This is a genomic window from Cytobacillus sp. FSL R5-0377 (genome assembly GCF_038004385.1).
GTDB lineage: Bacteria > Bacillota > Bacilli > Bacillales > Cytobacillaceae > Cytobacillus.
The window spans coordinates 3,705,379-3,724,549 of the sequence record NZ_JBBORA010000001.1 but is presented as its reverse complement, the minus strand read 5'-3'; the positions used below and the strand labels follow the sequence as shown (position 1 = coordinate 3,724,549).

Below are 19,171 nucleotides of genomic sequence, written 5' to 3'. Positions count from 1 at the left end.
CATGGGTCTTCTTTTTCTTCCTATTCAATTACGCACACTTCCTTTAAAAAATTCTCTTAGTCCCATTCTAAAAGAAAAAAACAATTAATTCTATAAAGAACCCTTTTTCTACATAAATAAATTTACTGGTAAAAAAAGAGAGAGGGTTTCCTCTCTCTTACGCTGACTGAAATTGAATTTTTCTTATGAATAAATAAATGACCGAATGTCCCGCTCCTATTATTAAAAGAAGGATTGGTATGCTTTTTTCCTCCTGAAAAAAAGATACCGCAGCTAAAAAACCTAAAATCGATACTATGCGCCCTGCATTTAAAAAGATTTCCCTGACGACAATATACTCAATCCTCATCTCAGCAGCCTTCCAGCCCCTTCCAATGACATCATAGGTTAATGAGATATATGGGACAAGCAGAAGTGGATACGCTATAGCAATTGCTGCTGCATACATCAGCAGCTTTGGGTAGGTAACATCAAATACAATAAAGAATATGGCCGCATATAGTACCAATCCCCCGATAAGTATGGCTCTTTTCCGGTACTCCTTTTTCAAAAGTCTTGATACAAGATAATATCCTAAAAAAGAGATACTTGAGTTGACCAAACCGTATGTTCCAAGAGCCAGTTCGCTGCCAGTTGAAATGAAGACATACACTGAAACAACAAAAATAAAGGTTCCTTCTCTGAGCCCCTGAAAAAAGTGGGCATTTGTAATCATGCGCCAATTTACATTGTTTTTTCGTTCTGCTAGGATTCTCGTAAAAAAATACCTTCCATCTGCAGGCCGCCTTTTAAGGAAAAAACTTAAAAAGACAGCTATTGAAAAAAGGGTCAGGGAGATTCCGAAGATAACTGAATAGCCGGTGAACTTTTCCATCCTTGAAATAATGAAACCTGCTGCTATCGGTCCAATCATACCCCCAACGGATGTTAGTATTCCAAGGAAGCCATTAAAGAAATCCCGATTCTCCGGCTCTGTTATTTCGAAGGTCAGTACATTGAAAGCAAGCCAGTAAAACCCGTATCCTACTCCCAGCAGTGCTCCCAGAAGCAATAGATATTTCGAGGCGCTTGTACCAATAAAAAGAACGGTCAGATAAAAAAGGGCTAAAAAAATAACACCTATTCTCAGTACAATGACCCTGTCAATCTTCTTCGCCCATCTCCCCGCCAGAATAAAAGTCAAAGGCTGCAGAACAACAATGGCCAGGTTATACAAAGCCAAATCACTGAATTCACCTGACTGCTTCCAAAGATAGATATTTACAAATGTGTTTGAGAGGGCAGCACTTAAAGAATATAGCCCCCCAATAAATAAAAGCAATGTTAAATCTTTCGTTAAATCGACATTACCGATCAGTTTTTTAAATCTGCTCATAAAAAAACTCCCCTTTGCTTCTAAGGGTAGTCTCCTACAAAGCCAGTGCGGTTATGCAATGATTTAGAAATTAGCACAATACATTATTTAAAAAATAAAACACGGCAGATATAAAATCTGCCGTGCTGTTTGATAGCTTATTTTGCAGCGCTGTAACGCTTAGAAACCTCATCCCAGTTAACAACATTCCAGAAAGAATTGATGTATTCAGGACGGCGGTTTTGGTATTTTAAGTAGTAAGCATGCTCCCAAACGTCAAGGCCAAGGATTGGAGTCTTGCCTTCCATTAATGGTGAATCCTGATTAGGTGTGCTTGTTACTTCAAGTTCGCCATTGTTTACAACTAGCCACGCCCAGCCTGAACCGAAGCGAGTTGTTGCCGCCTTCGCGAACTCTTCTTTAAAGCTGTCATAGCTTCCGAATTTGCTGCTGATGGCATCTGCTAATTCGCCTGTTGGCTCTCCGCCGCCATTAGGAGAAATGATCTGCCAGAAAAGAGAATGGTTTGCATGACCGCCGCCGTTGTTGCGCACAGCAGTACGGGCAGCTTCAGGAACAGCATCCAGGTTGGATACTACTTCTTCAACAGTTTTAGAAAGAAGCTCTTCGTTTCCTTCTAAAGCATTGTTAAGATTTGTTACATAAGTATTGTGATGCTTTGTATGATGAATATTCATCGTTTCCTTGTCGATGTTTGGCTCCAATGCATCATAAGCGTAAGGTAATTGCGGTAATTCAAATGCCATAATAAAATTCCTCCCTATGTATCTGTTTTAGTAAGCCCCCTGAAACATTTACAATCATTTATAAAATTCTGATTTTAGAATGTTTCTAAGGTCTTTAGCTTAAGATTACCAAAGTTGGTTTTTTGTTTCAATCAAAAAGCTTTGCTCCATATATACATTATCCAAATTAGTATTTTTTAATCCGCAGCAGTATGCTTAGTTATAGAACTACAACTAAAAAATAAATAATCATAACTGCCTGGATTACAGCTTTGGCTGCTGCGCTGCTGACAAATCCGATTACAGACCCGAATCCAATTTTTAATGCATCATTAAAGTTTGTCCTGTTAACTGCGAGTTCAGCAATAACCGCTCCAAGAAATGGCCCGATAAGTATTCCCAGCACAGGTATGACAAATGGGCCAGCTAAAAGGCCAATTGTACTTCCCCATACACCAGCTTTTGAACCTCCATATTTTTTCACGCCAATCATATTTGCTACGTAATCCGCTCCGAAAAGAAGGAGTACAAATAGCCCCTGAATCGTCCAAAATAGCCAGTTAAATGGCTCAAAAGAAAATAGGACTCCATAAAGAATAAAACCTCCAAGCAAAAACAGCACACTTGGAATAATCGGAAAAACCAGGCCTGCAAAAGCGACAATAAACAACACAATAATCAGTATCCAATAAAATATTTCCATAATCAGCACCCTTTTTTTATAAATAAATAAGCAAGGGATCCCCCTTGCTTATTTTACCACTTATTCTTCCCCTAAAACAGCTTCAGCAATATTCACTGCGTGATCACCTATACGCTCCAGGTTGCTGACAATGTCTACATACACTATGCCGGCCTGGCCTGAGCATACACCTTCATTCAAACGAAGGATGTGCTGTTTGCGGAGCTTTCTTTCCATCTTGTCAATTTCTTCTTCCTTTTTAACTACATGCTCTGCAGCAATTTTATCATTATGGTCCAGCGCCTGAAGCGCTTCTTTTACAGTAGAAATGGTTAATTTGAACATTTGCTCTAAATCAGCCATAGCTGAATCAGTAATGGACACTTTATTTGCCTGTTTATAATCAATCAGTTCGATTACATTTTCGAAATGATCACCAATACGTTCAATATCTCTTACCGTATCCATCAGCACAGTATGCTCGGCTGATTCATTTGCCGAAAGTGAACTTGAAGATAGTTTTATCAAATAATCAGTAATTTTTCGATCTAGATTATTGATTGCATCTTCCAGCTGGTATGCTGTATCGGAATGCTTTTGATTGCCTGTTTTTAAATACTGAACCGTTTCTTCCAGTCCGTGTACAGAAAATGTTCCCATGCGGAGCACTTCTTCCTTGGCTTGTCCAAGTGCAATCGATGGGGACTGTTCAATAAACATAGGATCCAAATGCTTAGCTTTATAATCAGCCACCGCATCTTCGCCCGGAATGAGCCTTGTCACGATCCATGCCAATACAGCTACAAATGGAAGCTGAATAAGTGTATTCGACGTATTGAAAATTCCATGTGCAAAGGCAATTGTCATTTCAGGATTTAGATCCATTTTCCCCTGCAGTGTTTCAACTATAAATGTAAAAGGTTTTAATAAAACCAAGAAAACGGTTGTACCAATTAAGTTAAACAATACGTGTACAGCTGCAGCTCTTCTTGCAGCAACAGAAGCCCCAATAGCTGCTAAAACCGCTGTAATGGTTGTACCGATATTATCCCCAAATAAAACCGGCAGTGCAGCATCCAGATTGATCAGCTCTTCAGAAAACAATCCTTGAAGAATACCGATTGTTGCACTAGAGCTTTGGACAATAACTGTAAATACAGTTCCGACAACCACACCCAGAATTGGATTTGAACTCATACTGACGGTCAAGTCATGGAAAGATTCCAAAGTGCGAAGAGGCTTCATTCCTCCACTCATTAATTCCAGTCCGTAGAATAATGCACCAAAGCCAAAAACAATTTGTCCGACATTGTGGATTTTCTGTTTCTTGAAGAAGAATAGCAATATAGATCCTAGTGCAATGATGGGTAAAGCATACTCACCAACATCTATTCCAATGATGAAAGCTGTAACAGTGGTCCCTATATTAGCACCCATGATTACCCCGATTGCCTGGCGCAGCGTCATGAAACCTGCTGACACCAATCCGACAGTAATAACTGTTGTAGCTGAACTGCTTTGAATTAGCATCGTTACAAGAATCCCGGCCAAAACACCCATGATTGGATTTGTAGTAAAACGATCTAATAAATCTCTCAGCCGATCCCCTGCTGATTTTTGGAGCCCATCACCCATGAACTTGATTCCATAAAGAAAAATACCAAGCCCTCCAAAAAATTCAAAAAGCATTTGCTGAACATTAAGTTCCACAACTATTCAACCCCTATATTTTTTTCGACATGTTTCATCAAACCCCATACAATTATTAATGGTAATGAAGATAAAAGTAAATATAATCAGACACGAATTTACAATACCTTAACATTGATCATAAATGTTACAGTTTCATTACAAATACAGAAAAGGTATTGCTTTAATACTAAAAGAGCATTCCCCTTGTAACTCCTTGGGATTTGGCTAAAATAAGTATGTGAATCTCAAAAAGGGTGTGTGCAAATGAATATTTTTGTTCAGTTTTATAAAAGTCTGTTTTCTCCTAAAGATATCGCTTTATTTAGGCATCAGGGAATAGGCAAAACCATTCTGTATGTGTTTTTCCTTACCCTGCTGTCAGTATTGCCAACCGTTTTTTATTCCGGGGCAGGAATCATTTCCGGCTTCAATGCTATTGATAAAACCATTGACAGTGAATTACCTGATTTTGAAATAGCAGATGGTCAGCTTCATACAGATGAAAAGGTTCCAGTTACCATCAATAAGGATAACTTTACAATCATTGTTGATTCGACAGGTACAGTTGATCCTGCAGTTCTAACCGAAGGCGGCAATACGATTGCCTTATTGACAAATGAAGTCTACATAATAGCAGAAGGACAGGAACAGAGACATCCATACTCGATGCTGTCAAACGGCTCAATTTCTAAGAATGACCTTTCCGGGTTCCTTGATTCGGCAGAATCCCTTATGCCAATTATTATTCCCTTAATAGGAATAGTCATTTATATTTTTGGAGCTGGCATTCGATTTATTGAGATATCTCTGTTAGCACTGGCAGGCCTTCTAGTCAAAAAAGCTCTTTCCAAAAGACTGGAATACCGCCATTTATGGCGCATGTCTGCCTACAGCATAACTTTACCGACCATTTTCTTTGCAATCATGTCAGCCCTGCAAACCACAGTGCAAAACGGGGCAATGATTAACTGGCTGGTTTCCCTTATTATTCTTCTGCTGGCCATTAAGGAAGTACCTGCTCATAACGCTAAGTAAAACGCGCGCAGCCCGTGCGTTTTTATTTTGGAATAAAATAAATTCCTCCTATCTGCAGAATAATAAACTGAGAACTTTTGTTGGTCTAAGTACGATGGGACAAGCATACATATTGGGTAAACAAGCTATTCCAGGAGGTTTGGCCAATATGAAAAAAATGGCGGGAGTATTGCTTTCCATTCTTGTAATTTATGTAATTTATTATGACCTGAATCATGGTACACTCCCCGCTGGACAAAGCCAGTCTATCGAGGCAAGCACAATTCCATCTGCAGAATCAGACCCAGTCTTTTTTGAAAAAAAGGTCAATCCGGGAGAGACTGTTCTTTCTATAATTGAACTAAACCTTGATGGCCCAATTCCGGTTGGCATAGACCAAGTGGTATCAGATTTCTCTGAGTTGAATAATGGATTGAGGCCTGAAGAAATCAAATCCGGTAAAACCTACAAATTTCCTAAATACAGTCAGGATAACTAATCATCATTCTTGTCAATTTCAGCAGTTCATTGATACAATAGAGTGGAACTTCTCTAACAGTGAACTTTACTCATCTGTTATATGAATTGATAAAAAGGAGCGAATCTCCATTGAGTGAAATTATACACCGCACAAAAACAAGGCCTGTAAAAGTTGGGCCTTTAACAATTGGCGGAAGCAACGAGCTTTTCATCCAGAGTATGACTACAACAAAAACGCATGATGTTGAGGCAACTGTAGCCGAAATTAAAAGGCTGGAAGAAGCAGGCTGTCAAATCGTACGTGTTGCTTGCCCTGATGAAAGAGCCGCAAATGCCATAGCAGATATAAAAAGACAAATTAATATACCGCTTGTTGTTGATATCCACTTTGATTACAAGCTGGCCCTAAAGGCTATCGAGGGCGGAGCAGATAAAATCCGCATAAACCCTGGCAATATCGGTAAACGCGAAAAGGTGGAAGCAGTCGTCAAGGCAGCCAAGGCAAAAGGAATACCTATCCGGATTGGGGTAAATGCCGGTTCCCTTGAGAAAAGAATTCTTGAGAAATACGGATACCCTACAGCAGATGGCATGGTTGAAAGCGCACTTCATCATATCAAAATCTTAGAAGATCTTGATTTCCATGACATCATCGTTTCCATGAAGGCATCTGATGTCAACTTGGCCATTGAAGCATACGAGAAAGCATCCAAGGCTTTTGACTACCCTCTGCACTTAGGTATTACAGAATCAGGCACACTTTTTGCGGGTACTGTAAAAAGCGCTGCTGGACTGGGAGCTATCCTAAGCAAAGGCATTGGAAATACATTAAGAATCTCATTGAGTGCAGACCCAGTTGAAGAAGTTAAGGTTGCCCGTGAACTTCTTAAAGTGTTTGGATTATCCTCCAACGCCGCTACACTGATCTCCTGCCCAACATGCGGACGGATTGAGATTGACTTAATCAGCATCGCTAATGAAGTGGAAGAATATATTCAAAAAATTAAAGCGCCTATTAAGGTTGCTGTATTGGGCTGTGCGGTTAACGGGCCTGGTGAAGCCAGGGAGGCGGATATCGGCATAGCCGGCGCACGCGGAGAAGGCCTGCTGTTCCGTAAGGGCCAGATTGTCAGGAAGGTTCCGGAAGAAACAATGGTCGAAGAACTTAAGATCGAAATCGACAAAATAGCTGAAGAATATTTTGCAAAACAGGCAGAAGAGAAATTACAGGCTGAAAGCCTGCAGCCATAATAATAACAGCAGAATAAACAAGTATCTTACAAATAGAAAAGCCTGGCCCCAAATACAATTTGGGAACCAGGCTTTTTTCTTATTTTTAAAAGAACGGCAATATAAACATACCGATAATAATGGAAATTGCCCCAATTGCAATCGCCCAGCCTCCAAGGCTTTCTGAACCCCTTCTTCGAGCGATAAAACCAAGGACAATTCCTGTTGCTCCAAAAAGAACTGGCAGTACAAACAAAGATAAAATGGAAAGTGCCAGGGCTGCATAACCGACTCCTCTTCCGGCTGTAACAGTTTCATTCTCTTCATCCCTGTCCAATGACCTGTCATAGACACCTGGCGCTGCTATTTCTGCAGCGGTTTCCTCAGAATAATTTTCCTGAACTGCTTCTCTTTCGATTTCCTCATTACGATCAAGCGACCTGTCATAGACACCTGGCGCCGCTATTTCTGCAGCAGCTTCTTCTGAATAATCCGCTTCATTCGCTTCGCCAATTCGCTCACTGTATCGGAGGTCATACTCTTCATTGGTGCGATCTTGATCTGCCATCAATGATCCCTCTCTTTCTTTGCTGTGTTCCTAAAACTTTTGCTTAATGGAGCATTTATAGTGTTTGCGATAAAGGTCTTTTTTAAGATGTTAATGTTTAACTGTCAAACCTGGCAGCAACACTCTTTTGCAAGGCTCTGACTTTTGTTAAGATAAGGGATATATGCATTAAAGGAGATTTAATAAAATGAAGAAACGCTTTGGCATCGATATAGACGGAACGGTTACCAGCCCCGAAGCAATGGTTCCGTATTTAAATGAAGCATTTAACTTGAATATTACGTTAAATGATATTAAGCAGTATGATTTAACACCATTAGTGACGATTTCAGAGGAGAAGTTTGCCCATTGGTTTTTTGAGAATGAACCAATAATCTATAAGGAATCTCCACTTGCGGAAGGTGCAAAGGAAGTTCTGACCAACTGGAAACGGCAGCATGAATTGTATTTTATCAGCGCCAGGGGCTCTCACCTGCAGCAAGTAACAGAGGAATGGTTTTTAGAAAATGCACTAGAGTTTGATCATATTGAATTGATCGGGAGCCATGATAAAATTGAAGCTGCAAAAAAGTATGAGGTCGATATCTTTCTCGAAGATAAACATGATAATGCAGTGATGATTCATGAGGCCTGCGGAATTCCTGTCCTTTTATTCGATACACCTTATAATCAGGATTCCCTTCCCAATGGCGTCATCCGCGTCCGAAATTGGAAGGAAGCCCATGCCTGGACTGAAAATTGGCTAAAGCAAAAAAGCATGGAAAAATAGCTCCATGCTTCTTTTTTTATTTCTGTATTAAAAACACTCCGGACATTTCCCATATATTTCAAACTTATGTCCGGAAACATCATAGCCCTCCAGATTTTCCTGCACCTGCTTCATGGGACAGACTTCAATTTCTTTCGTCTTGCCGCAATCCAGACATATAAAATGATGATGATGATGATCATGAGAGCAAGTAAAGCGGAAATGTTTTTCACCTGATAGCTCTGTCATTTCAAAAATACCCAGTTCCACAAATAACGATAAATTTCTGTAAATAGTATCAAAACTAAGTCCAGGATAATTATCTTTCATTTTCTCGAGAACTTCTTTTGCCGTTATATATTTATCGCTGTCAGCAAACAGCTGAAGCATCTCTTCCCTTTTCCCGGTATGTTTATAGCCTTTATCCTTTAAAAGCTGCATGGCTTCATCAACATTCATTTTTTCCACCTCTTTTTTGCTCTTAAATCAACCCGGATAGAAGTCATTCACATTTATGCGGCTCTCATGCCTGCAAGTTTTTTCAGCAATATTGTTACAATCAGTATAAATACGGCAATCATAACGATTGTTCCGCCAGGTGCCAAATCAATATAGTAGGAAATTGTCAAGCCGCCAAGAACCGAAATTTCACCAAAAAGCATGGACAGGAATATGGTCTGTTTGAAGCCTTTTGCAATTCTGATGCTTGCAGCAACCGGCAATGTCATAAGAGAGGAAACTAATAATATCCCCACTATTCTCATGGAAGCAGCTATAACCAGTGCTACCATGACTATAAAAATGAAGTGAACACTTTTAGCAGCTATTCCGGATGCCTTGGCATGCTCTTCATCAAATGACAGCAAAAACAATTCTTTATAGAGCAGGACCACAAGTACTATGACAAGCACGCTGATAATCAAAATAGTCCATAAATCAAGCCGGCTGACTGCACTGACACTGCCAAACAGATAACTGAATAAATCTGTATTGAATCCGTCAGCAAGTGAAATGAATATGACTCCAAGACCAATGCCGCCAGATAAAATAATAGGAATAGCCAGCTCCTGATAATGCTTATAAACAGCTCTCAGCTTTTCAATAAACAACGAACCGGCAACTGAAAAAGCCATCCCCATATACAAAGGATTCAATCCGCTCAATCCGATAAATTTCTTTTCTAGCAGCAGGCTTGCAGCAATGCCTGCAAGTGTTACATGGCTTAAAGCATCCGCAATTAAAGATAGCCTTCTGACAACTATAAACACACCCAGAAGAGGAGCAATGATCCCGATAATAATTCCAGTTAAAAAAGCATTTTGTAAAAATTCATATTGAAGGATTCCCGAAATCATTTGCCTGCTCCTTTATGGTGGTGATGATCATGGTCATGTGTCAGGACATGTACATCATGTCCGTAGATCTCCGACATTTCATTTACATTTAAGCTTTCAAATTCAGCTGTATTTCCATGGAAATGCAAATTCTTATTCAGGCACGCCACATGGGTGACTTTATCAGAAATTGTCCCAATATCGTGTGTAACAAGCAATAAAGTAATGCCAAGATCCTTATTTAAATCATCCAGCATTTCATAGAAGGACTGAACATTTTTCACATCCACACCTACTGTGGGTTCATCCAATATTAATAATTTCGGGTCGCTTACCAATGCCCGGGCGATGAATACCCGCTGCTGCTGACCGCCTGAAAGCTCGCCTATATTACGCCCTGCATACTCATGCATGCCAACAGATTCAATCGCACGCATAACCTTTGCCTGATCTGTCTTGCCCATAAATTTAAAAAGCCCCAGCTTCTTTGTAAGCCCGCTTGAAACCACTTCAAAGACCGTTGCCGGGAATCCTGTATTAAATGAATTTGCCTTTTGAGAGACAAATCCAATGTTCTGCCAATCCTTAAATCGGCTAATTTCCTGGCCAAACAGTTTGACGCTCCCCTTCTGCACTTTAAGCAAATTCAAGATAAGCTTTAAAAGGGTTGATTTACCCGAACCATTGGGACCTACAATTCCAAGGAAATCTCCTGAATTAATGGTCAGATTGATATCCTCGAGTACATTTTCTTTCTCATATCTATAAGAGACATGAGCTATTTCAATTATTGGCTTTGCCATTATTATCACCTTACATATTAAGAATCATTACGATTTACTAACACAGTATACAAGAACATGCATTTAAAGTAAAGGTACATGCTTTTGTCGGAAATTTTGAAACTTATAGTCACTATTCACAGTCTTCACTCATAAAGTACTGAGGAGGAGTGATGAAAAATGAAAATATTCGAAAACATCATTAATCATAAGTTAAGCAATATTACAGCAGATGAATTATTAAAATATGGAGAACAGTTCAACATCCAGATCACGAAAGCGCAAGCACAGAAAATTGCAGATCATTTGAGAGGCAAACAAGTAAACATCTTTGATGACCGCGAAAGGACAAAAATCATAAAGGAAATTGCAAAGATTGCCGGCCCGGAAACTGCAAGGGAAGTAAACAGGCTTTTTATGCAATTTACAAAATAAATCTCACTTATCATACTTAATTTTTCACGCAAAAAAGCTGTGCATTCCAGGCACAGCTTTTTACTATTGACTCTTTTTTCAAGGCTCAGCCAATCAAACTGAACTATATTTATACAGCCGCAATGACTTCCAATAAGCTTTCATTGAATTCCTGGCTGCGCAGCATTTCTATTTCATGCTTATAAGGGGCTTTTTTATTATTTTTATCTTCGCCTACATAAGGAGTCTCCAGAATTTTAGGGATTTCCTTTAATTGCGGATGATGGACAATATAATTTAAGGCATTGAAGCCGATATGGCCAAATCCGATATTAGCGTGACGGTCTTTACGCGTTCCGCGCTCATTCTTACTGTCATTAATGTGAAGGACTTTCAGACGGTCAAGTCCAATAATCTTATCGAATTCTTCCAATACTCCATCGAAATCATTCACAATATCATATCCTGCATCATGTGTATGACAAGTATCAAAGCATACAGATAAGTGATTGTTATAATTGACTCCCTCAATAATCATAGCCAGCTCTTCGAAGGATCTCCCGCACTCTGATCCTTTTCCAGCCATGGTCTCAAGTGCGATCTGCACATTTTCTTCTCCGTTCAGAACTTCATTTAAGCCTTCTACGATTTTTTTGATGCCGGCCTCTGTTCCTGCTCCAACATGGGCGCCGGGATGGAGTACAATCTGTTTAGCTCCAATCGCTTCGGTGCGGTCGATTTCAGAGCGCAGAAAATTTACGCCTAATTCAAATGTTGAAGGGTTTGTAGTATTTCCGATATTGATGATATAAGGAGCATGTACAACAATATCAGCAATCCCGTTCTCTGACATATGCTTCAGTCCTGCTTCAATGTTCAGATCTTCGATTTTTTTTCTTCTTGTGTTTTGCGGAGCCCCTGTATAGATCATAAATGTATTGGAGCCATATGAAACAGCTTCTTCACTTGCTGCTAAAAGCATTTTTTTCCCGCTCATGGAAACATGTGATCCAATCTTCAACATGAAAATACCTCTCCCTTTAGTTCCTTATTTACGCTTGATTCTTCTTTCGCGTTTTTTAATTTTGTCCATTTCCCATTTCATTTTCTTTTTATAGCCTGGTTTTACTTTTTTAGGTTTTTTCACCAATGAAGCGGCTTTTTTATCAATGTCATCTGTTTGTTTCTGTCTTGTTTTTCGCTTGTTGCGATTATCCAGGTCTGTCCATTCACCTTTTTGAAGATCTTTGTGCCTGAATTCTATTCCCATTTTTTCTAGTCTGTTCAATGCATCTTCATCGGAGATTTCATACACTGTTACCGCAATTCCCGAGAAACCTGCACGCGCTGTCCGCCCAACCCGATGAATATAAAAATCAAGATCGGTTGGAAGTTCATAGTTAATTACATGGCTGATCCCCTGTATATCAATGCCTCTGGCAGCCAGGTCTGTTGCCACAATATATTGAAACTCAAGGTCTAGAATCTGCTTCATCATTTTCTTTCGTTCACGCGGGTTAAGGTCCCCATGGATACGTCCGACCTTCAGGCCTTTGCTGATTAATCCGTCTGCCACTTCGTCCGCTTTTTTCTTGGTGTTGGTGAATACAATGGCTAAGTAAGGGTTTAAGGAAGTCAGTGCCTGATATACCAGCTCTACTTTATTGCGGTGTTTGGAAGGCAGAAGCCAGTGCTCAATATTTGCTGCTGTGGCCTGCTTTGGCTCCACGTGAACATATTTTGGATTTTCCATGTATTTTTTCAGGAAAGGCTTCAGCTTCTCAGGAATTGTAGCTGAGAATACAAGCATTTGCAGCTTCTCCGGCATCCTTGCTGCAATTTGGTCAACATCTTCAATAAATCCCATATCAAGCATTAAATCTGCTTCATCCACAATAAGAATTTCGGCAGTATGCACAAACAATGCCTGTTCTTTTACGAGGTCATTTATTCTTCCCGGTGTACCTACAACCACATGAGGCTGTTTTTTCAGCTTTTCAATGGTTCTCTGCTTGTCCGTACCGCCAATATAGCAGCGTGCAGATATTTCTTCTCCCTCTGGACAATGCTCTGTAACCTTAAGAATTTCATGATAAATCTGATTGGCAAGCTCTCTGGTTGGAGCTGTAATAATAGCCTGAACCTCCTGGCGGGAAGGATCAACCTTATGAAGGATAGGCAGCACATATGAATGGGTTTTTCCTGTGCCAGTTTGTGATTGCCCTATTGCGCTTTCTCCCTTCAGCACAGCAGGGATCATTCTTTCCTGAATTTCTGTCGGCTCATAAAAGCCAAAATCTTTAACCGCTTCTATAATAAAGGGCTTTAAGTTAAATCGGTCAAATCTCGTTTCGTTCATATAAAAACTCCTCAATTATTCAGACTCGCCTTACGTTAAGGCAGTATCCAAAACATATATTAGTGAGTAAGATCTACTAGTATCAACTGACAACTTGCTGGTTCCGAGCTTTTCTTACATCCTGTTATTATAATAAAGTTTTCTGCAAATAACCACTCAAACAGGCTTTTATATTTTTATGATGAGCTTTTTAGGTGATTTTAATAAATAAATTGGTTTCTTCTGAATTATGCCTAAACCAAAATGGGATATACGCATACTTTATATTATGAAATTTTTATTTAAGATGCAGAAATATGCAATGAGAGGAGGCCAATGAATATGTTGCCAGGACCGAGACCCCCTATGCGCGGAGGGATGCCCCCCCACCCTTTTATGACCCCCATGCAGGGAAGACCTCCCATGGGGCCAATGATGGGCGGCCCTCCGGGCATGAAACGCGGCGGTGGAGGCGGAGGATTGCTCTCTAAAATATTAGGAAAAGGAAATGCCCAGCCCGCTGCAGGGATGGGAGCTGCCAGAGCTGCAGGAGGCTCTCCCTCATCAGGAGGCATACTGCAGGCATTAAGCAATCCTTCGTCCATAAACGGCTTTCTAACCAACACTCAAAAGGTATTAAATACAGCACAGCAAATCGGCCCCATGGTTCAGCAGTATGGACCGCTGGTCAGGAATCTGCCTGCCATGTGGAAGCTATATCGAGGCATAAAGGATGCACCTGAAGCTGATGAGACAGCTTCAGAAGCCAAGGTGGAATCCCAACAGGCAAATACAGAAAAAAAGACACAGAATTCAAAGCCCAAAAAGACAAAAAAGAAACAAAAGGTGGAACAGCCCGCTGCCAAGACATCATCAGCAGAAGGTATTTCCAGACCGAAATTATATATTTAAAGAAAAGAATGCCGGTGCATTCTTTTTTTGCTTTTTTCATAAGAAGAATTACTCCTTTTGTATTATCGGTTTATCTCTTATATAATAGAGGGGCAATATGGAGTTTTTCCGTTTTGAAAGATGAACTCAGTTCCATTCATATATAAGCTTTTATTAGGGAGGATATACAGATGAACGTCATAAAAATCTCTCCTCGGGGGTATTGTTACGGTGTGGTGGATGCAATGGTTATCGCGAGGAATGCTGCACTTGATCCATCTTTGCCGAGACCCATCTATATTTTGGGTATGATTGTCCATAACAAACATGTGACAGATGCTTTTGAAGAGGAAGGCATCGTTACACTTGATGGAAAAGACCGCAAAGAAATCTTGGATAAAGTCGATAAGGGCACAGTCATTTTTACAGCCCATGGCATTTCGCCTGAAGTGCGGGAAGCAGCGAAACAAAAAGGCCTTGTGACACTTGATGCAACATGCCCTGATGTAACAAGAACCCATGATTTGATAAGGGAAAAAGAAAAGGAAGGTTTTCAAATCATTTACATTGGCAAAAAAGGCCATCCGGAACCTGAAGGAGCAGTTGGAGTGGCTCCTCATGCAGTGCATTTAGTACAGACTGTTGAGGATGTAAATGAACTTAATATCCAGGCTGATAAAATACTGGTGACAAATCAAACTACAATGAGCCAATGGGATGTCGCTCATGTAATGGATGAAATTAAAGAAAAGTACCCTCATGCAGAGTTCCATAAAGAAATCTGCATGGCTACCCAGGTTCGCCAGGAAGCAGTAGCAGAACAAGCTGGCCAGGCCGATGTATTAATCGTTGTAGGCGACCCAAAAAGCAATAATTCCAACCGTCTTGCACAAGTCTCAGAAGAAATTGCCGGTACAAAAGCCTATCGCATTGCTGATATTTCAGAACTGGATTTGAATTGGATTAAAGACGCATCAACTGTTGCCGTTACGGCAGGAGCCTCCACTCCGACACCGATTACAAAGGAAGTTATAACTTTCCTAGAGCAATTCGATTCGTCTGATGATTCCACATGGTCACGTGAGAAGAAAGTTCCATTAAATAAAATTCTTCCAAAAGTAAAAAAGCCTGCAAAGTTATAAAATAAATAAATTCTTACAAACAGAACCGGACCCTGAGGGAATCCGGTTCTTTCGATTATCAGACAAATTTAAAAGGATCTGTATGAATTAAGGAAGGAAAAATGGATACGTTATATCCTTTTTCCGTACACATCTGAGATAATTTTTGGGCTACTCCTTTTTTCATTACCTTTTCAACATTATGGCCAGGATCAACAATATTCAGACCCATCATCATAGCGTCATGTGCCACATGGTAATACATGTCTCCTGTCACATATACGTCAGCACCCTTCATCTTTGCTGACATAAAGTACTTGTTCCCATCTCCTCCCAGTACAGCAACTTTCTTCACTTTTGATGAAAGGTCACCCACTACACGAACTCCCTCCACATCAAGTGTTTGCTTTACATGCTCCGCAAATTCAGCCAGAGTCATTTCGCCGATTACGCCGATTTTACCCAGACCCAGGATTTCACCCTTGTTTTCAAGCTTATAAATATCGTAGGCAACTTCTTCATATGGATGGTTTTTGAACATAGCAGACAGCACTTTCTTTTCTATATGTTCAGGAAAAATGGTCTCAATGCAGACTTCATTAACAGATTCAAGCTCACCCTGCTGGCCAAAATGAGGATTTGCCTCACTGCCAGGTTTAAACTGCCCTGTTCCCGAAGAGGTAAAAGAGCAATGACTGTAATTGCCAATTGAACCTGCCCCTGCGTTTCCAAGAGCTTGTCTTAACGGCTCGGCATTTTCTTCAGGTACAAACACAGCAAGCTTTTTCAATACAGTCTCATATGTGGGATATAAAACTTCCGTATTGGTTAGCCTCAGTGCATCAGCCAGCATATCATTAACCCCGCCATTTGCAATATCCAAATTCGTATGTGCAGCATAAACGGCGATATCATGTTTTATAAGCTTTTCAATAATTCTCCCTGATGGTGTATCAGTAGGAATTTTTTGCAGAGGTCTGAAGATTAAGGGATGATGAGCAATGATCAGCTGCACATTCTTTTCAATTGCCTCATCAACGACATCTTCCAGCACATCCAGGGCAATCATGACATTATCAACTGGAACATTCAGCCTGCCAACCTGAAGGCCAATCTTGTCTCCTTCCATCGCATACACTTTTGGGGAAAACTGTTCAAATAATTGGATAATCTCATGTCCGTTAACTTTTTTCACAGCATCAATACCTCCTCTGCCATTTTGATTTTTTGCTTTAACTCCTGTTTTCTCTCTTCTGTTTCACTGGAGTATGCTGCTTTTTCAAGCTGCTGAAGAATTCTCTCCCAATTCTTCATTTCACTGAGCCACTTGTTTTGAAATGCTGCTGATTTTTGCTCCATTAGAAAAGGACCCATCAGCAAACCTTGCTCTTTGTTCTTGTAAGGTTTCAACGGCTCTCCTTTTTCAGCTCCAAGGATTTCATAGATCTTTCCGTCTTCCTCAAGAATTTCTTCTGCTATTAGCTCCCAGCCATTTTCAATCAGCCAGCTTCTAATGGAGATGGCACTTAAATTAGGCTGGAGAATAAGCCTCTTTACAGAAGCAAGCTTGTCCTTCCCCTCTTCAAGAATACTCGCAATCAAAGCTCCTCCCATACCTGCAATGGTTACGCAGTCAACTTCATTTTGCTCAATCACTACAAGCCCGTTTCCTTTTCTTACTGAGATCTGATTTTCGAGTCCCTCCTGTCTCACTTGTTTTTTTGCGGATTGATAGGGACCCTCCACCACTTCACCAGCAACGGCAAAAGGGACAATCCCTTTCTTTACTGCATAACATGGCAAATAAGCATGGTCTGAGCCTATATCAGCCAGTCGGGCTCCTTTGGGAATATAATTTGCTACAGATTCAAGCCGTTTCGATAATTTCTCTGTATTCATTCTGTCACCACTTATTTATGTATTGTTAAAAGCGCCTAGAGCCTGCTCTCCTTGAGCAAAAGCTAAAAAAGCTATCGTCAAATTACGATAGCCTTTCTTATAGTATAAAAAAAGTCCTTTACATATGCAAAGGACTTTCATTATAGGTATTACTTAAGGCCTGCTAACCATTCAGCCATTTCGGCAGCTTTGTCCTGAGGCACTAATCCTGAAGGCATTGAGCCTTTACCGTTTACTACGATTTCTGCGATCTCATCCTGTGATAAACGATCGCCTACACCTTTTAGAGCAGGACCAACTCCACCTTGATACTGGTCACCGTGACATCCGATACAGCTCTTCTGGTAAACTTCTTCAGGGGTCGCAGCTGCAGTTTCTTCAGTTTCAGCACCGCCGCCTTCCTGTTCTTTTGCAAGCTCTTCCATATCGCCAAGACCTTTAAAAGAAACAAGGAACATTGCTACCACACCAAAAACCATAATCAACACAAATGGAATGATTGGATTGCGATTCATGATTTAACCTCCCTTATGTAAGCACATTCAGTTTAAGTAAGTATACAAACAATTTCTATTTTACTTTAAAAAAGACAGAAGGAAAAGCCCTATTGTAAACTTTGTCAAATCTTGTTCATAAATTGGACAAAAAACTCCATCCTGAGGATGGAGTCTATGTTAATTATTTCACCTCGTAAACCGCAAATAGTTATTAGCATCCAATGAGGCGCGCAATGACCATTCGCTGCACTTCAGAGGTGCCTTCACCGATTTCCGTGAGCTTACCGTCCCTCATGTAGCGTTCTACCTGGTATTCTTTCATATACCCGTATCCGCCGTGGATCTGTACAGCCTGGTCGGTGATTTCCATACAGATTTCGGAAGCATAGAGCTTGCACATGGAAGCTTCTTTGGCAAAAGGTCTTCCCTGGTCTTTCAGCCATGCAGCCTTGTACACCATATTTCGTGCCAATTCTATCTTCATCGCCATATCTGCAAGTTTAAATTGAATAGCTTGGAAGTTTGAGAGAGAACGGCCGAACTGCTGGCGCTCTTTTGCATATTGAAGTGCCTTTTCATAAGCAGCCTGCGCTATCCCCAGAGCCATTGCTCCAATACCAATACGCCCACCATCCAGTGTGATTAAAAACTGTTTAAAGCCCTCGCCTTTTTTGCCGAGCAAGTGCTCAGTCGAAACGCGTACGTCATCAAGGACAAGTTCAGTAGTATTTGATGCATTGAGCCCCATCTTTTCATAATTATCAATAACGGTAAATCCTTCTGCATCTGTTGGAACAATAATTGCACTGATTTCTTTTTTTCCATCCACTTCACCAGTGACTGCAGTCAAAGCTAAATGCTTAGCATAGCTGGCGTTCGTAATAAAGCATTTATTACCATTAATGATATATTCACCATCTTTTTCGACTGCTGTTGTTCGAGTACCGCCAGCATCGGAGCCTGCATTAGGCTCTGTTAGCCCGAAAGCTCCAAAAGACTCGCCGGTACAAATGGGCACCAGATACTTTTGTTTCTGCTCCTCGGTCCCGAATAAATAAAGCGGTGCCCCCCCTAGTGAAATATGTGCCGAGTAAGTGATTCCCGTAGACGCGCATGCTCTGCTAAGCTCCTCTGTTACAATAGCAAAGCTTACAGTATCTGCCCCTGCGCCGCCATATTCTTCAGGAAAAGGAAGTCCCATCAAGCCAAGGTCCGCCATTTTTTTAAACACTTCTATCGGAAATTCCTTTGTACGGTCTCTTTCCAAAGCCCCCGGTGCCACTTCTTCCTGAGCGAATTCCCTGATTGTTTTAAGGATCATATTCTGTTCTGCAGTCAAGTCAAAATTCATGTCCATCCCCCTTATAAGAACAAAAGTTGT

General features: G+C 40.6%; 21 protein-coding genes. 7 read left to right on the top strand and 14 right to left on the bottom strand.

The window, feature by feature from the left end; translation table 11 throughout:
* Positions 1 to 157: 157 nt before the first annotated feature.
* The 4 genes from NSQ49_RS18925 to NSQ49_RS18910 all read right to left on the bottom strand — a co-directional run bounded on the left by NSQ49_RS18925 (position 158) and on the right by NSQ49_RS18910 (position 4,471).
* Positions 158 to 1,375 (bottom strand): MFS transporter, encoded by a 1,218-nt coding sequence (locus NSQ49_RS18925; RefSeq protein WP_159865050.1) that lies wholly within the window; start codon positions 1,373 to 1,375, stop codon positions 158 to 160.
* A 137-nt stretch (positions 1,376 to 1,512) separates the two neighbouring features.
* Positions 1,513 to 2,121, bottom strand: coding sequence for a superoxide dismutase (locus NSQ49_RS18920; protein WP_076258029.1), 609 nt, complete (start codon positions 2,119 to 2,121; stop codon positions 1,513 to 1,515).
* A 199-nt stretch (positions 2,122 to 2,320) separates the two neighbouring features.
* Complete coding sequence (locus NSQ49_RS18915; RefSeq protein WP_159865047.1) at positions 2,321 to 2,803, bottom strand: DUF456 domain-containing protein; 483 nt, start codon at positions 2,801 to 2,803, stop codon at positions 2,321 to 2,323.
* Positions 2,804 to 2,863: 60 nt separating this feature from the next.
* On the bottom strand, positions 2,864 to 4,471 hold the full coding sequence (locus tag NSQ49_RS18910; protein WP_159865320.1) for a Na/Pi cotransporter family protein: 1,608 nt from the start codon (positions 4,469 to 4,471) through the stop codon (positions 2,864 to 2,866).
* Between the two features lie 267 nt (positions 4,472 to 4,738).
* Here NSQ49_RS18910 and NSQ49_RS18905 point away from each other — a divergent pair, with 267 nt between their 5' ends.
* The 3 genes from NSQ49_RS18905 to ispG all read left to right on the top strand — a co-directional run bounded on the left by NSQ49_RS18905 (position 4,739) and on the right by ispG (position 7,219).
* Complete coding sequence (locus NSQ49_RS18905) at positions 4,739 to 5,509, top strand: DUF1189 domain-containing protein (RefSeq protein WP_159865044.1); 771 nt, start codon at positions 4,739 to 4,741, stop codon at positions 5,507 to 5,509.
* 148 nt (positions 5,510 to 5,657) lie between these two features.
* Positions 5,658 to 5,987 (top strand): hypothetical protein, encoded by a 330-nt coding sequence (locus tag NSQ49_RS18900; protein ID WP_159865041.1) that lies wholly within the window; start codon positions 5,658 to 5,660, stop codon positions 5,985 to 5,987.
* Between the two features lie 119 nt (positions 5,988 to 6,106).
* Positions 6,107 to 7,219 (top strand): flavodoxin-dependent (E)-4-hydroxy-3-methylbut-2-enyl-diphosphate synthase, encoded by a 1,113-nt coding sequence (ispG, locus tag NSQ49_RS18895; RefSeq protein WP_201306539.1) that lies wholly within the window; start codon positions 6,107 to 6,109, stop codon positions 7,217 to 7,219.
* Between the two features lie 85 nt (positions 7,220 to 7,304).
* Here ispG and NSQ49_RS18890 read toward each other — a convergent pair whose 3' ends face one another.
* Positions 7,305 to 7,766 (bottom strand): DUF4190 domain-containing protein, encoded by a 462-nt coding sequence (locus tag NSQ49_RS18890; RefSeq protein ID WP_159865036.1) that lies wholly within the window; start codon positions 7,764 to 7,766, stop codon positions 7,305 to 7,307.
* A gap of 187 nt (positions 7,767 to 7,953) precedes the next feature.
* On the opposite strand from NSQ49_RS18890, the gene NSQ49_RS18885 reads away from it, so the two are divergent.
* Complete coding sequence (locus NSQ49_RS18885) at positions 7,954 to 8,535, top strand: hypothetical protein (RefSeq protein WP_159865033.1); 582 nt, start codon at positions 7,954 to 7,956, stop codon at positions 8,533 to 8,535.
* A 27-nt stretch (positions 8,536 to 8,562) separates the two neighbouring features.
* On the opposite strand, the gene NSQ49_RS18880 is transcribed toward NSQ49_RS18885, so the two are convergent.
* The 3 genes from NSQ49_RS18880 to NSQ49_RS18870 are packed head-to-tail and all read right to left on the bottom strand — an operon-like array spanning position 8,563 to position 10,651.
* Positions 8,563 to 8,973: a Fur family transcriptional regulator gene (locus tag NSQ49_RS18880; protein WP_251283684.1), complete on the bottom strand. Its 411-nt coding sequence runs from the start codon at positions 8,971 to 8,973 to the stop codon at positions 8,563 to 8,565.
* A gap of 53 nt (positions 8,974 to 9,026) precedes the next feature.
* The gene (locus NSQ49_RS18875; protein WP_159865027.1) at positions 9,027 to 9,869 is read right to left on the bottom strand and encodes a metal ABC transporter permease; all 843 of its coding nucleotides are present in this window, start codon (positions 9,867 to 9,869) and stop codon (positions 9,027 to 9,029) included.
* The gene (locus NSQ49_RS18870; RefSeq protein ID WP_159865024.1) at positions 9,866 to 10,651 is read right to left on the bottom strand and encodes a metal ABC transporter ATP-binding protein; all 786 of its coding nucleotides are present in this window, start codon (positions 10,649 to 10,651) and stop codon (positions 9,866 to 9,868) included. The genes NSQ49_RS18875 and NSQ49_RS18870 overlap by 4 nt, the downstream gene beginning before the upstream one ends.
* Positions 10,652 to 10,810: 159 nt before the next feature.
* On the opposite strand from NSQ49_RS18870, the gene NSQ49_RS18865 reads away from it, so the two are divergent.
* Positions 10,811 to 11,065 (top strand): DUF2624 domain-containing protein, encoded by a 255-nt coding sequence (locus tag NSQ49_RS18865; protein ID WP_159865021.1) that lies wholly within the window; start codon positions 10,811 to 10,813, stop codon positions 11,063 to 11,065.
* Positions 11,066 to 11,174: 109 nt separating this feature from the next.
* Here the strand turns inward: NSQ49_RS18865 and NSQ49_RS18860 are convergent, their stop codons facing one another.
* Positions 11,175 to 12,068, bottom strand: coding sequence for a deoxyribonuclease IV (locus tag NSQ49_RS18860; RefSeq protein ID WP_251283683.1), 894 nt, complete (start codon positions 12,066 to 12,068; stop codon positions 11,175 to 11,177).
* 24 nt (positions 12,069 to 12,092) lie between these two features.
* Positions 12,093 to 13,403, bottom strand: a complete 1,311-nt coding sequence (locus NSQ49_RS18855; RefSeq protein WP_251283682.1) for a DEAD/DEAH box helicase — start codon at positions 13,401 to 13,403, stop codon at positions 12,093 to 12,095.
* A gap of 402 nt (positions 13,404 to 13,805) precedes the next feature.
* On the opposite strand from NSQ49_RS18855, the gene NSQ49_RS18850 reads away from it, so the two are divergent.
* Positions 13,806 to 14,294, top strand: a complete 489-nt coding sequence (locus NSQ49_RS18850) for a YqfQ family protein (RefSeq protein ID WP_236566213.1) — start codon at positions 13,806 to 13,808, stop codon at positions 14,292 to 14,294.
* 170 nt (positions 14,295 to 14,464) lie between these two features.
* Positions 14,465 to 15,415, top strand: coding sequence for a 4-hydroxy-3-methylbut-2-enyl diphosphate reductase (locus NSQ49_RS18845; RefSeq protein WP_159865010.1), 951 nt, complete (start codon positions 14,465 to 14,467; stop codon positions 15,413 to 15,415).
* A gap of 58 nt (positions 15,416 to 15,473) precedes the next feature.
* On the opposite strand, the gene NSQ49_RS18840 is transcribed toward NSQ49_RS18845, so the two are convergent.
* The 4 genes from NSQ49_RS18840 to NSQ49_RS18825 form a co-directional block, all read right to left on the bottom strand.
* Positions 15,474 to 16,589 (bottom strand): Nif3-like dinuclear metal center hexameric protein, encoded by a 1,116-nt coding sequence (locus NSQ49_RS18840; protein WP_251283681.1) that lies wholly within the window; start codon positions 16,587 to 16,589, stop codon positions 15,474 to 15,476.
* Complete coding sequence (locus NSQ49_RS18835; RefSeq protein ID WP_251283680.1) at positions 16,586 to 17,293, bottom strand: tRNA (adenine(22)-N(1))-methyltransferase; 708 nt, start codon at positions 17,291 to 17,293, stop codon at positions 16,586 to 16,588. Before NSQ49_RS18835 ends, NSQ49_RS18840 begins: the two co-directional genes overlap by 4 nt.
* 149 nt (positions 17,294 to 17,442) lie before the next feature.
* Entirely contained in the window at positions 17,443 to 17,808 is a 366-nt protein-coding gene (gene cccA / locus NSQ49_RS18830) for a cytochrome c550 (protein WP_159865001.1), read from the bottom strand.
* Positions 17,809 to 18,001: 193 nt separating this feature from the next.
* Positions 18,002 to 19,141 carry an acyl-CoA dehydrogenase gene (locus NSQ49_RS18825; protein WP_159864998.1) on the bottom strand — a complete coding sequence of 380 codons (1,140 nt, stop codon included), beginning with the start codon at positions 19,139 to 19,141 and terminating at the stop codon, positions 18,002 to 18,004.
* Positions 19,142 to 19,171: the final 30 nt, after the last annotated feature.

Coding starts and splice junctions, on each gene's coding strand:
- NSQ49_RS18925 (WP_159865050.1), bottom strand. CDS start 1,375: ATGAGCAGATTTAAAAAACTGATCGGTAATGTCGATTTAACGAAAGAT.
- NSQ49_RS18920 (WP_076258029.1), bottom strand. CDS start 2,121: ATGGCATTTGAATTACCGCAATTACCTTACGCTTATGATGCATTGGAG.
- NSQ49_RS18915 (WP_159865047.1), bottom strand. CDS start 2,803: ATGGAAATATTTTATTGGATACTGATTATTGTGTTGTTTATTGTCGCT.
- NSQ49_RS18910 (WP_159865320.1), bottom strand. CDS start 4,471: ATGCTTTTTGAATTTTTTGGAGGGCTTGGTATTTTTCTTTATGGAATC.
- NSQ49_RS18905 (WP_159865044.1), top strand. CDS start 4,739: ATGAATATTTTTGTTCAGTTTTATAAAAGTCTGTTTTCTCCTAAAGAT.
- NSQ49_RS18900 (WP_159865041.1), top strand. CDS start 5,658: ATGAAAAAAATGGCGGGAGTATTGCTTTCCATTCTTGTAATTTATGTA.
- NSQ49_RS18890 (WP_159865036.1), bottom strand. CDS start 7,766: ATGGCAGATCAAGATCGCACCAATGAAGAGTATGACCTCCGATACAGT.
- NSQ49_RS18885 (WP_159865033.1), top strand. CDS start 7,954: ATGAAGAAACGCTTTGGCATCGATATAGACGGAACGGTTACCAGCCCC.
- NSQ49_RS18880 (WP_251283684.1), bottom strand. CDS start 8,973: ATGAATGTTGATGAAGCCATGCAGCTTTTAAAGGATAAAGGCTATAAA.
- NSQ49_RS18875 (WP_159865027.1), bottom strand. CDS start 9,869: ATGATTTCGGGAATCCTTCAATATGAATTTTTACAAAATGCTTTTTTA.
- NSQ49_RS18870 (WP_159865024.1), bottom strand. CDS start 10,651: ATGGCAAAGCCAATAATTGAAATAGCTCATGTCTCTTATAGATATGAG.
- NSQ49_RS18865 (WP_159865021.1), top strand. CDS start 10,811: ATGAAAATATTCGAAAACATCATTAATCATAAGTTAAGCAATATTACA.
- NSQ49_RS18860 (WP_251283683.1), bottom strand. CDS start 12,068: ATGTTGAAGATTGGATCACATGTTTCCATGAGCGGGAAAAAAATGCTT.
- NSQ49_RS18855 (WP_251283682.1), bottom strand. CDS start 13,403: ATGAACGAAACGAGATTTGACCGATTTAACTTAAAGCCCTTTATTATA.
- NSQ49_RS18850 (WP_236566213.1), top strand. CDS start 13,806: ATGGGGCCAATGATGGGCGGCCCTCCGGGCATGAAACGCGGCGGTGGA.
- NSQ49_RS18845 (WP_159865010.1), top strand. CDS start 14,465: ATGAACGTCATAAAAATCTCTCCTCGGGGGTATTGTTACGGTGTGGTG.
- NSQ49_RS18835 (WP_251283680.1), bottom strand. CDS start 17,293: ATGAATACAGAGAAATTATCGAAACGGCTTGAATCTGTAGCAAATTAT.
- cccA (WP_159865001.1), bottom strand. CDS start 17,808: ATGAATCGCAATCCAATCATTCCATTTGTGTTGATTATGGTTTTTGGT.
- NSQ49_RS18825 (WP_159864998.1), bottom strand. CDS start 19,141: ATGAATTTTGACTTGACTGCAGAACAGAATATGATCCTTAAAACAATC.